Origin of the sequence: Pseudomonas mendocina, from assembly GCF_900636545.1 — a bacterium.
Lineage (GTDB): Bacteria > Pseudomonadota > Gammaproteobacteria > Pseudomonadales > Pseudomonadaceae > Aquipseudomonas > Aquipseudomonas mendocina.
Map to the genome: position 1 here is coordinate 4,196,741 of NZ_LR134290.1, position 11,912 is coordinate 4,208,652.

An 11,912-nucleotide genomic window follows, 5' to 3' on the forward strand; every position below is an offset into this window, starting at 1 on the left:
GATCAGGCCGCCTGATGCAGGCGCACGTTGAACAGCGGCCCCTGGCTGAAGCGCGACAGCGCCTTGGCACCGGCCAGCACACCCAGGTCGATCAGCGGCTCGATCAGGATCACGCTCATGTAGGCCAGGCCGAAGCTGCCCACGGCTGCCAGGTTGTCGCTAGAGAAACCGTGACCGTAGAAGGCCCAGAAAGCGACCCAGGCGACGATGCCACCCTGATAGGCAGTCGACAGCGCCAGCGCCTGCTTGTAAGAAAGATCGACGTACGCGGTACCGGGCGCGACGATGCGCTTGGCCAGCAGGCTAATGCCCCACAGCGGGATCAACAGCGTGGTGACGTTCATGCCGTATTGCGGTAGGTCGAACTGAGCGAACAGCAGGCCTTGCAGCAGCAAACCAGCCGCCAGACCAATGGCGGTGGCACCGGCACCGAACAGCAACAACAGTGTCGAGCCGAGGATCAGGTGCACCTCGGAAACGCCTACCGGGTGATGCGGGAATAGTTCGAAGAAGCAGAACACCAGGACGGTGGTCAGCAGGCTGCGCAGCGCCAGGGCGGCGACACCACCATTGTTGCGGACGCTGTCCAGGGCGAGTTTGGCAGTCAGGCCAAACGCGGTAACGGCTGTTGCGTAGCTGAGCAGAATCTTGGCGCCTTCGACGACACCGGGTTCGATATGCATGCGAGTTCCTTTGCCGCGCCCACCGCGCGGCGATTCGGATGAAGGGTGGGCGAAACGCCCGTTGCCGATGGCAGGTCTCCTGGCTCACGGCTTGGCACTTCGCCCGCCTTCCCGACCGAAGTCAGTGGCATCCGGGCATCGCTCGCCGCTTACAGTTGCGGGGGCAGCCAGGGCATTGGCGACATTCGCCGCACCCTGTTCCCTTTTCATCCGCGTCACATGCGTGCACGCAGAACCATCGGCGGCAAGATTACTCGCCTGCCCAGCTAAAAAACAGCGTGCCGGTGATCACATTTGGGCCTCGCTCAGGTCGACAGAGTCACCACGGCCATGGTCACCGAAGCCTTGCTGTACAGGCGTTTCTGGCCGTGTTCCTCGCCAAACACCTCGGCCTCGACCACTGTCGCCTGGCGCCCGGCCTTGAGCACCTCGGCGCGGCAGAACAACCGCGAGCTGCGCGCAGGTCGTAGCAGGTTGACCTTGAACTCCAGCGTCAGCACCGTCTGCCCTTCGGCCACCAGCGTCGCAGCAGCGGCACCGGCTGCATGATCGGCCAGAGTGGTTTGCACACCGGCGTGGATGAAACCGTTCTGCTGCAAGTGGCGCTGCTGGATATCCAGCTCCGCCTCGACCCACCCCGGACCACAATCAGTGGCACGAATGCCCAGATCGTTGATGAAATTGGCATCGGCGAAGCCTCGCTCGACCAACTCGCGATAACGCGGATGTGCTTGCATGCGGATCTCCGATCAGGCCAGGTGCGGCGTGCTACGCGCCAGCAGCGCCTCGGCGTCGACGCCGCGTGGCAGAGTACCGTAGACCCGGCCACGGCCCTCCAGGCGGCTGGCGATAAAGGCATCGGAGACGGTGGCGTTGCCCGCCTCCAGCAGCAGCTTGGCCTGCAGCGCCACGGCCATGTCTTCGGTAAGCTGGCGCGCGCGGTATTGGATATCGGCGGTATCGGCAAAATCGGCTTTCAAACGCTGAATATGCGCCTTCAGGCGAGCATCGCCGTGGCCGTCGCCCAGCTCGGCGAACAGCGCATCGAGTACGCCGGGCTCCTTGGACAATGCGCGCAGCACGTCCAGGCATTGCACGTTGCCGGAGCCTTCCCAGATCGAATTGACCGGTGCTTCGCGGTACAGGCGCGGCAGGATGGTTTCCTCGACGTAACCGGCGCCACCCATGCACTCGCTGGCCTCGTAGATCATTTCCGGTGCCCGCTTGCAGATCCAGTACTTGCCCACGGCGGTGACCAGGCGGGCGAACTTGTCTTCCTGCTGGTCATGCTGATGGTCGAGCGCTCGGCCCATGCGCATGCACAGTGCCAGAGCGGCTTCGCTCTCCAGCGCCAGGTCGGCCAACACGTTCTGCATCAGCGGTTGATCGGCGAGCAGCTTGCCGCCCACCTGACGATGCGCACAGTGATGGGCGGCCTGGGTCAGAGCCTGGCGCATCAGGCTGCTGGAGCCGACCATGCAATCGAAACGGGTCATGGCCACCATCTCGATGATGGTCGGCACGCCGCGCCCTTCCTCGCCGAGCATCCAGGCGAAGGCGCCGCGATATTCCACCTCGCTGGAGGCGTTGGCCCAGTTGCCCAGCTTGTTCTTCAGGCGCTGGATGTAGAACGCGTTACGCGTGCCGTCCGGGCGGTGACGCGGCAGCAGGAAGCACGACAGGCCCTTGTCGGTGTATGCCAGGGTGAGAAAGGCGTCGCACATCGGCGCCGAGCAGAACCATTTGTGGCCAACCAACTCGTAGCCCTGCCCCGGCCCGCCGAGACCGATGGGATAGGCACGAGTGGTGTTGGCGCGCACGTCGGTGCCGCCCTGCTTCTCGGTCATGGCCATGCCGATGGTGACGCCGGTCTTCTGCTCCATCGGCAGGTTGCGCGGGTCGTATTCGGTGGCGAGGATCTTCGGCAGCCACTGCTCGGCCACGTTGGGCTGCAGGCGAATGGCGGGCACCGCGGCAAAGGTCATGGTCAGCGGGCAGCCGCTGGCCGCTTCGGCCTGGCTGTGCAGGTAGGTGAGACCAGCACGGGCGACATGGGCGCCGGCACGCGGATCGGTCCAGGGCAGCGACGGCAGGCCGTGCTCGACGGCCGTACGCATCAGCTCGTGATAGGCCGGATGGAATTCGACCAGGTCGATGCGATTGCCGTAGCGATCATGACTCTTGAACACCGGCTTGTTCTCGTTGGCGAGAAAGCCGGCCTGCATCAGGGCACCGCCGGCCAGCGCACCATAGGCGCTCAGGCGTTCGTCCGCCCAGGCGCCGTCATAGCGGCGAACCCATTCCTGCAGCGGCAAGTCGAGGCGATAGAGGTTGGCGCCGTCCAGGCTCGGCACCTGGTTGAACACCTCATGGGTTTCGGCGTGCAGGCTGGGTCTCATCGCGTGGGCTCCTCGGCGCCGACGGCGCGCAGGCAGAAGGTGGCAAGGCTGGCGCTGACCTGCGCCAGCTCCAGAGTGGGTTTACCCGCTTCGCGCGCAGCGCGAGCAGGCGGTGAAAGTGGCCCGACCAGGGCCTCGGCAATAGCGCCAACCAGGCAGGCCGCCACCAGGCCGATCGGCTCGACGCGAAACTCGCCGGCTCCGGCGCCCTCCTCCAGCAGGTCGCTGAACAGTTCGGCGTAGGCTTCGCGGTAAAGCAGGCGCTGCTCGTCGACTTCGGGATCGACCGGTTCGGCAATCAGCGCAAAGGCCAGGCGGCGGCTGTGCCAGGCACGGGCAGCGAACTGCTCCAGGCCGTTGCGTAGACGCTCGCTGGCGCTGCCCGGCCCGCGCAGGGCGGCGGCCAGGGCATCGACTTCACGCTGGCTGGCAGCGGCGAAGACTTCGGCGGCAAGCTCGCCCTTGCTGCGAAAGTGGCGGTACAGGCTGCCTGTGGCGATGCCGACATCCTCCGCCAGCGCCTGCATGGTCAGGGCCGCGAAGCCACCAGCACTGACCCGTTCCAGCGCGCAAGCGAGAATGCGCTGACGCTGCGCCTGGTCGCGGTCGATTCGTGCTTCGGTGATGCGGTAGGCCATGGTCTGAATCCTGATTCACTGCCGGTCAGTGAATCAGGATTCAGACCATGGCTAAAGGGACGATCCGGCCAAATCTGCCGCCGAATCGGGAATTCAGCGATCCACATCTGGCCGTCCGTCAGACCGGTGCAGCGCCACCGGAGGCCGCTGCTGGCTGGCACAGCACCCAGTCGTGCAGCAATACGCGCAGCTCTTCGAACTTGACTGGCTTGGCCAGATAGTCGCTCATGCCCGCGGCCAGGCAACGCTCCCGGTCACCACTGTGGCTGTGCGCAGTGATCGCCAGCACCGGTACATCGGTGCAACCAGGCAAGGCGCGAATCGCACGGCAGGTGGCGAAACCGTCCATCACCGGCATCTGGCAGTCCAGCAGCACCGCATCGACGCTTTCGCCGCGCAGCAACTCCAGTGCCTCGGCACCGTTGTCGGCGGTGCGCACCCGATAGCCGAGCTTGAGCAGCATGCCGCGCGTCACCAGTTGGTTGATCGCGTTGTCCTCGACGATCAGCACCGTGCATTGCTGTGCCTGACGTAGCGCGATGCCGCTCGGCAAGCGCTGTGAGCGCGAGACCGGCGCCGACTGCTGTTCCGGCAGGGTCAGCGGTACGTTGAGGCGGAAGCGGCTGCCGACGTCAGGCTGCGACTCGTGGCTGAGGCTGCCGCCTAGCAGATCGACCAATTGACGGCAGATCGCCAGGCCGATGCCCAGGCCGCCGTACTTGCGGGTCATGGAGCCGTCGAGCTGGTGGAAACGCTGATACAGGTCGCCTTCGCCATGGGCGAAACCGATGCCGGTATCACTGACCATCACGCTCAACGGCAGATTATTGCCCTGGCTGCCAGCGCGGCCGACCTGCAGCCTCACACCTCCCTCGCTGGTGAACTTGATGGCGTTGTCCAGCAGGTAGCCCAGGGCCTGTGCCAGCTTGGTGGCATCGCCTTCCAGGGTGTCGGGCAAACTGTCGTCCAGCTCCAGTGTGAAGGTCAGGCCCTTGTCCTCGGCACGCGGCGCGTACTGCGCGCGCAGCCCGTCGAACAGGCCGCGCAGGCTGAATGCCTCTCGCCGTGGGTAGAGCTTGCCGGCCTGCAGCTCGGTCAGGGCAAGGATATCGTTGACCATGCGCATCATGTCGCGCGCCGAGGCAGCTGCGGTCTTCTGGTACTGCTCCAGCTCGACATCCATCTTCACCGTCTGCATCAGCTCCAGCGAGCCGATCACACCATTCATTGGCGTGCGCAGCTCATGGGTGACGGTGGCGAGGAACTCGTCCTTGAAGCGGTTGCTGTCAGCCAGCTCCTGGTTCAACTCCTCGAGCTTGCGCCCGGCCTCCTGGAGGATGCGTGCGCGCTCCTCCTTCATCGCGTTGATGCGGTCTGCCAATGCCAGCGACAGCAGGCTGACCTCCAGCGCCGAGCCGATCTGGCTGGCGTACATGGTCAGAAAGACGTTGGGCAGATAGCCCAGTACCATCAGCGTGTTGACGATGCCGCCGACAAGGAACGCCGTCCAGGCGAAGATGAAGTAGCGCGCCACGCGCATGCCGCGCAACCAGGCCAGGATGCCGGCTGCGAAGATCACCACGGTGAACAGCAATGCCAGGTAGGTGGCCAGGCGCAACGCCGTTGCATAACTGATGCACAGCGCCAGGATCATCACCACGGCCCCACAGGCCATGAGCAACAGCAACAGGCGATCGACCCAGGCGCTGTGCTCGGCGGTGTGCAGGAAGCTGCGCGCGAACTGGCAGCCGAAAAGCGCCGCCGAGCCGATCAAAAAAGGCGTGGCGGCGTTGGCCCACCAGGGGCTGTTGGGCCAGAAGAACTCGATGCCCGCGCCGTTGACCGATATCTGGTAGAGGCCGAACGAGGCGATATAGAGGATGTAGTAGAGGTAGCTGGTGTCGCGCACGCTGAGGAAGATGAACAGGTTGTACACCAGCATCACCAGCAGCACGCCGTAGATGATGCCAAGTACGTAGATGCGACCGGGCTGTTCTTCCAGATAGGCGTTGGGCGCCCACAACGTCAGCGGCGCCTGGATCGAACCCTGGCTTTCCAGACGCAGGTAGATGCGCTTGACCTGCCCCGGCTCGAGGTTCAGCTCGAACAGGTAGTTGTTCTGGCGAATCTGCCGGCTGTCGAACGGCAGCGCATCGCCGGTGCGTTGCGCCAGGGCAAAGCCGCCATGCTTGTCGGGAAGGTAGAGTTCAAGGTGATCGAGCGGCGGGTAGGCCAGTTCCAGCAGCCAGTTGCGGTCGCCCTTCGCCTTCACCGGGCGATATTCAAGATCCAGACGCAACCAGAAAACCGAGCGCGAATAACCGGCATTGAGTACGGGCTTGTCATGCAGGCGGAAGCTGCCCTGCACGGCCGGCGAAGCGACATCATCGATGCTGGCGTCGCCACGTACGTCCTCGAACACGTACATGCTCTGCCCCAAAGGCAGAATGCGCATCTGTTCGTCGAAGGTAACGGCGCCCGCGAGCGAGGAAAAAACGAGGCTCAAGAAGAGCAGGAGCAGCCGGTGCATACGACCCCACGAGCCCTGTCGGACGACATCGGGACCCCATTACCCCATCTGATGATGTCGTCACGCACGGCAGACTTATATTCGAATCGCCCTACTCTAGGGGCTGGCGTAGCGCTTTTCCAGATTCAGGCCGCAGTTCGAGACTCGCCTCCTCAGCACATGCCGCTCAGAGGCGTCGCATGCCAGCTACCTCGAGCCAGTGCCATCACCCAAGCCGTGCAGCGATCAGGTGGCCGTTAGTGATAAGCTCGCGCACCATGAAAATGCCAAACTCCCGCCCCGTAGTGCTCTGCATGTCCGGTCACGACCCCAGCGGTGGTGCCGGTCTGCAGGCCGATATCGAAGCCCTGCTGGCTCAAGGCTGCCACGCCGCCCCGACGGTGACCGCCCTGACCGTGCAGGATACCGTCAACGTCACCGACTTCCGCGTACTCGATCGCGACTGGGTACTGGCCCAGGCCCGCGCCGTGATTGCCGACATGCCCGTGGCCGCCGTCAAGCTGGGCATGCTCGGTTCGGTAGAGATGGTCGAGAACGTGCTCGAAGTGATGAGCCAGCTGCCTGGCGTACCGCTGGTCTGCGATCCGGTGCTGCGCGCCGGCGGCGGCGGTTCGCTGGGCAAGAACGACGTCGGCTTCGCCATGCGTGAACGGCTGTTCGCCGTGTCCACCATTGCCACACCGAACCTGCCGGAAGCACGCATCCTTGCCGAGCTGCCGGAAGGTTCGGCCGACGAATGCGCCGAGAAGCTGCTGCCCTTCATCGAGCACCTGCTGATCACCGGCGGCCATGGCGACGAAGCCGAAGTGCACAACCGTCTCTATAGCCGCGACGGCAGCCGCCACACCTTTACCTGCGCACGCCTGCCCGGCAGCTACCACGGCTCCGGCTGCACCCTGGCCAGCACCCTGGCTGGTCGCCTGGCGCTGGGCGAGGAACTGGTCAGCGCGGTGAAGAGTGCCCTGGACTACACCTGGCGTACCCTGCGCGACGCCGAACAACCCGGCCACGGCCAGTACGTGCCACGCCGTCTGCCTTTGGACTACGGCCAATGACGTCACTGCGCGGCCTCTACGCCATAACCGACACACCGCTGCTGGCCGGCGGCAAGCTGCTGCCCTACGCCGAAGCAGCGCTGATTGGCGGCGCGCGCCTGCTGCAGTACCGCGACAAATTAGGCGATGCCGTGCGCCGCTTCGATGAAGCGCAGGCGCTGGCCGAACTGTGCCGACGCCACGGCGCCACGCTGATCATCAACGATGACCTGGAGCTGGCCGCGCGCCTGGGCGTCGGCCTGCATCTGGGCCAGACTGACGGCTCGCTGGCCGCCGCCCGCGCCCGCCTCGGCAGCGAGGCAGTGATCGGCGGCACCTGCCATGCCCAGTTAGAACTGGCCGAGCGCGCCGTCGCCGAAGGCGCCAGCTACATCGCCTTTGGCCGCTTCTTCAACTCCAACACCAAACCCGGCGCTCCGGCGGCTACCGTGGAGCTGCTGGATCAGGCACGCACGCGCTTTGCACAGCCCATCGTCGCCATCGGCGGCGTGACCCTGGAAACCGCACCCGGACTGATCGCCCGTGGTGCCAGCATGATTGCCGTGATCCACGCCCTGTTCGCTGCGGACTCCGCCCTTGAGGTGCAAGACCGCGCCCGCGCCTTCGCCGCGCTGTTCGATTGATCCCTTTCAGAGAGAACCTGCCATGTCCCGCTCCGAAATCCTCTTCGCCAACGCCCAGAAGCACATCCCCGGCGGCGTCAACTCGCCGGTGCGCGCCTTCCGCAGCGTCGGCGGCACGCCGCTGTTCTTCAAGCACGCCGAAGGCGCCTACGTGGTGGATGAGGACGACAAACGCTACGTCGATTACGTCGGCTCCTGGGGCCCGATGATCCTCGGCCACAGCCACCCGGACGTACTCGACTCGGTACGTCGTCAGCTCGAACATGGCCTGTCCTATGGCGCGCCGACTGCCCTGGAAACCGAAATGGCCGAGCTGGTGTGCAGCCTGGTGCCGTCGATGGAAATGGTGCGCATGGTCAGCTCCGGCACCGAGGCGACCATGAGCGCCATCCGCCTGGCCCGCGGCTACACCGGTCGCGACAGCATCATCAAGTTCGAGGGTTGCTACCACGGCCACTCCGACAGCCTGCTGGTGAAAGCCGGCTCCGGCCTGCTGACCCAGGGCGTGCCGAGCTCGGCCGGGGTGCCGGCGGACTTCGCCAAACACACCCTGACCCTGCCCTTCAACGACATCGCCGCAGTCGAGCAAACCCTGAGCGAAGTCGGCCAGACCGTGGCCTGCATCATCGTCGAGCCGGTGGCCGGCAACATGAACTGCGTGCCGCCGGCGCCGGGCTTCCTCGAAGGCCTGCGCGCACTGTGCGACCAGCATGGCGTGGTGCTGATCTTCGATGAAGTGATGACCGGCTTCCGTGTCGCCCTCGGCGGTGCGCAAGCGCACTACGGCATCACGCCGGATCTGTCGACCTTCGGCAAGATCGTCGGCGGTGGCATGCCGGTCGGCTGCTTCGGTGGCAAGCGCGAGATCATGGGCTGCATCGCCCCGCTCGGCCCGGTCTACCAGGCCGGCACCCTGTCGGGTAACCCACTGGCGATGGCTGCCGGCCTGACCACTCTCAAGCTGATCAGCCGCCCAGGCTTTCACGCCGAGCTGAGCGACTACACCTCGCGCATGCTCGCGGGCCTGCAGGAGCGCGCCGATGCCGCTGGCATCCCCTTCGTCACCACGCAAGCTGGCGCCATGTTCGGTCTGTACTTCAGCGGCGCCGACGATATCGTCACCTTCGCCGACGTGATGGCCAGCGACAGCGCGCGCTTCAACCGCTTCTTCCACTTGATGCTGGACGGTGGCGTGTACCTGGCACCGAGCGCCTTCGAAGCGGGCTTCACCTCCATCGCCCATGGCGACAAGGAGCTGGACATCACCTTCGCCGCCGCCGAGCGCGCCTTCGCCGAGCTGAAAAAAGCCTGATGCAATACAGCACCGCCTTCAGTGATGCGTTGCTGGCACTGGCGTGCGCCGCCTGTGTCTGGCTGATCGGCCGGGCACGTGGGCGTTACGGCGAAGGCGATCAGCCGGCGCTGTTCTGCGCGCTGCTGGGTTTTCTGCTGCCAGCTGCGGCGGCCTGCGTCGGCGTGATCCGCTACGGCTTCGACCCAAGCTGGCAGCCCGCGCACCTGTGGCTCTCGCAGGCCAGCAGCTTTCTCGGCCTGCCCCTGCTCGGCGCTGCGGCATTGGCGTTGGGCCGTGGCTGGGCCTGGAGCCGACCGAACTGGGGGCGAATCCTGCTCGGGCTGTGCGCCTTCTTCGAACTGTTCCGCCAGCTTGGCTACCTGGAGGATTACCGCCTGGCGCTGAACCTGGCCACGCTGGTGCTGATTCTCTATGCCGGCGCAGTCCAATGGCCGCGCCGGGCGCCAGCGATCAGCGCAGCTGTTGTGGTGGGCCTGTTTCTGCTGGCTGGCCTGGCGGTCGGCACCGAGGGCGTGATCGGGCCGCTGCGCCGTATCGACCTGTTTCACGTGCTGCTCACACCGGCGTACCCGCTGCTGGCCTGGCTGCTGCTGAGCCTGCCGGGAAGTGCGAAACGACAGACCGGGTAAAGCCTTTGTAAGGAGCACGCGGTTTATTCCATAATGCGACGGTCGGCACGTTTTGCGCCGACCGGGCACGTCACCCGACCTGAACTGCCGAGGTCCCGTTATCCAGATGAACCGCACCGGCCGCACCCTGTCCCTGGGCTGCCTGTTGCTTTTCCTCCCGCTGTTTGCGTTCGCAGGCGGCAACTCTCTGCTGATCCCCGCCAGCGGCAGCTGCGCCCTGAACGCCGCTCCCGAAGAAATGCCCGATGCACTGGCCAGCTGCCAGGAAATGGCACGCGCCGGCAATATGCAGGCGGCCTATGAGCTGGGCGAGTATTACTACGACGGCAAACGCACCCCACGTGACCTCAAGCAAGCCCTGACCTGGTTCGAGCGCGCGTCGTTACAGGGTCACGCCGAAGCGCAACTGCGCCTGGGCACCATGTTCTTCCGCGGCGAAGGCGTACCGGCCAACAACGTGCAGGCCTACATCGTATTGAAGATGGCGTCGGTCAATGGCTCGGACGAAGCCATGGACAGCGCCGACCTGGTCTCGGCGCAAATGCGTCGCGATGAACTGGAAATCGCCAGCCAGGTGCTGGGGCAGATCTTCCGCAGCTATCTGCTGGAACTGCAGACCGCCGAAGGTCGCTCGCCTTTCGCGCCGCTGCCCTGACCCGTAGGGTGGGCTTCAGCCCACCAAATACACCGCCGGTGGGCTGAAGCGGAACGCCGCCCGGCCCATCCTACAGCTGTAACCTTCCGCTTATTTGTCCGGCATCGGCATGGGGAATGGCATGACATTGCCGCCGCCCTTGGCTTCGCTGATCTTCGCCGTGCCCAGGCGCTCCACTTCGTCAATGCGGATGATCGCGTGCATTGGTACGAAGCTGCGCACCACCCCCTCGAACTGCGCCTTGAGCTTCTCCTCGCTGGGGTCGACCACCAGCTGGCTGCGCTCGCCGAAGACGAACTCCTCCACCTCCAGAAAGCCCCACAGATCGCTCTGGTAGATCTGCTTGGCATACATCTCGTATACCTGGCCCTGGTTGAGGAAAATCACCTTGTAGATGGGATCGCGCTTGCTCATGAAGGCTCGAAGTCAGGAAAAACGGGGCGCGCAGGATAGCACAGCACACCCGAACGACACCGCGCACCAGCAACTGGAATAACATGCAACGCCCATCAAGGATGAACCCCATGCCACGCCATCGTATTTCATACGCCCTGCTGCTCAGCGTCGTACTGGCACTGCCCGCGTACGCTACAGAAAAGGATTGCTCGACAGAGGCGCTGCGCCGCCCGCTGGTCGACGCCCTGGTATCCGGGGGCGATTACGAGACCGCGATCACTCGCCTGGAGCAGGTCAAACAGCGTCAGGATGCCTGTAATCCCGAAATTCTGGATGCCAATTGGTATTGGCTACGCAGCGATCTGTCTTTCAGCTACCTCAAGGCCGGTCGTGAACAGGACTGCATCGCCCTGCTCGCACAGTTGATCGACAACCCGGCCAGCCCCCAGAACATCATCCAGCAGAATCTGGAGGACTCGGGCCGACTGCAGCACGCTCTGGAAACCAACCAGCGGTTATGCACCGCGGCTCATGAGGCACGGCTTGGCGCTTATGCATCGACGCCTTGCCCATACCCCGTAAGCGGCGCACTGGCCAGCGTTGCCACCGCTGCAGGAGGTTGCCTGGCGCTCATGCCTGGCGCAGAAGCGGCAAACTGCCCCCGGCTTGAGCAATGGCAACAGGGAAAACCTATCCGCCAGATTCGCTCCGTAAAGACCGATATCGATAGTCCGTTCGTCGATACGTCGCGCTGCTGCAGCATACAGGCGTTGCGGGTGGCAGAAGATGACAGCCAGTACCGTCTGCGCCTGACCGGTGAAGGGCGCGACTGCTATGGCGGCAGCGCCTACGATCTGATCGATGCCCTCTACCTGTTGCAGGACAACGAGCTGATACCCCAGCGAGATTTTTCGCGCACACGTTGAGCGGTAGCATCGCCCTTGGCACACGCCTATAATGCGCGGTCATTTTTTAACCACCTCAGACAG

Annotated in this window: 12 protein-coding genes and 1 riboswitch; of the genes, 6 read left to right on the forward strand and 6 right to left on the reverse strand. The window is 64.6% G+C overall.

Annotation, left to right across the window (positions count from 1 at the left end; all coding sequences use genetic code 11):
- Positions 1-2 precede the first annotated feature (2 nt).
- From EL191_RS19535 to EL191_RS19555, 5 genes are all read right to left on the reverse strand, one after another.
- Positions 3-683 carry an energy-coupling factor ABC transporter permease gene (locus EL191_RS19535; protein ID WP_013717145.1) on the reverse strand — a complete coding sequence of 227 codons (681 nt, stop codon included), beginning with the start codon at positions 681-683 and terminating at the stop codon, positions 3-5.
- 52 nt (positions 684-735) lie between these two features.
- Positions 736-938: riboswitch (cobalamin riboswitch) on the reverse strand.
- Between the two features lie 50 nt (positions 939-988).
- The gene (locus tag EL191_RS19540; RefSeq protein WP_013717147.1) at positions 989-1,420 is read right to left on the reverse strand and encodes a PaaI family thioesterase; all 432 of its coding nucleotides are present in this window, start codon (positions 1,418-1,420) and stop codon (positions 989-991) included.
- Between the two features lie 12 nt (positions 1,421-1,432).
- Positions 1,433-3,082 (reverse strand): acyl-CoA dehydrogenase family protein, encoded by a 1,650-nt coding sequence (locus tag EL191_RS19545; RefSeq protein ID WP_041980610.1) that lies wholly within the window; start codon positions 3,080-3,082, stop codon positions 1,433-1,435.
- Entirely contained in the window at positions 3,079-3,720 is a 642-nt protein-coding gene (locus tag EL191_RS19550; RefSeq protein ID WP_013717149.1) for a TetR/AcrR family transcriptional regulator, read from the reverse strand. The genes EL191_RS19545 and EL191_RS19550 overlap by 4 nt, the downstream gene beginning before the upstream one ends.
- Before the next feature lie 118 nt (positions 3,721-3,838).
- The gene (locus EL191_RS19555; RefSeq protein WP_041980609.1) at positions 3,839-6,250 is read right to left on the reverse strand and encodes a hybrid sensor histidine kinase/response regulator; all 2,412 of its coding nucleotides are present in this window, start codon (positions 6,248-6,250) and stop codon (positions 3,839-3,841) included.
- 257 nt (positions 6,251-6,507) lie between these two features.
- Here EL191_RS19555 and EL191_RS19560 point away from each other — a divergent pair, with 257 nt between their 5' ends.
- From EL191_RS19560 to EL191_RS19580, 5 genes are all read left to right on the forward strand, one after another.
- Complete coding sequence (locus EL191_RS19560) at positions 6,508-7,305, forward strand: hydroxymethylpyrimidine/phosphomethylpyrimidine kinase (protein WP_041980607.1); 798 nt, start codon at positions 6,508-6,510, stop codon at positions 7,303-7,305.
- On the forward strand, positions 7,302-7,928 hold the full coding sequence (gene thiE, locus EL191_RS19565; RefSeq protein ID WP_041980606.1) for a thiamine phosphate synthase: 627 nt from the start codon (positions 7,302-7,304) through the stop codon (positions 7,926-7,928). The genes EL191_RS19560 and thiE overlap by 4 nt, the downstream gene beginning before the upstream one ends.
- A 22-nt stretch (positions 7,929-7,950) precedes the next feature.
- On the forward strand, positions 7,951-9,240 hold the full coding sequence (hemL, locus tag EL191_RS19570) for a glutamate-1-semialdehyde 2,1-aminomutase (RefSeq protein ID WP_041980604.1): 1,290 nt from the start codon (positions 7,951-7,953) through the stop codon (positions 9,238-9,240).
- The gene (locus EL191_RS19575; RefSeq protein ID WP_013717155.1) at positions 9,240-9,872 is read left to right on the forward strand and encodes a DUF6962 family protein; all 633 of its coding nucleotides are present in this window, start codon (positions 9,240-9,242) and stop codon (positions 9,870-9,872) included. The genes hemL and EL191_RS19575 overlap by 1 nt, the downstream gene beginning before the upstream one ends.
- A gap of 106 nt (positions 9,873-9,978) precedes the next feature.
- Entirely contained in the window at positions 9,979-10,527 is a 549-nt protein-coding gene (locus EL191_RS19580; protein ID WP_041980602.1) for a tetratricopeptide repeat protein, read from the forward strand.
- A gap of 90 nt (positions 10,528-10,617) precedes the next feature.
- On the opposite strand, the gene EL191_RS19585 is transcribed toward EL191_RS19580, so the two are convergent.
- Complete coding sequence (locus tag EL191_RS19585) at positions 10,618-10,941, reverse strand: DUF1820 family protein (RefSeq protein WP_013717157.1); 324 nt, start codon at positions 10,939-10,941, stop codon at positions 10,618-10,620.
- 110 nt (positions 10,942-11,051) lie between these two features.
- On the opposite strand from EL191_RS19585, the gene EL191_RS19590 reads away from it, so the two are divergent.
- Positions 11,052-11,849 (forward strand): hypothetical protein, encoded by a 798-nt coding sequence (locus EL191_RS19590; protein WP_041980601.1) that lies wholly within the window; start codon positions 11,052-11,054, stop codon positions 11,847-11,849.
- The last annotated feature ends 63 nt before the right edge of the window (positions 11,850-11,912 follow it).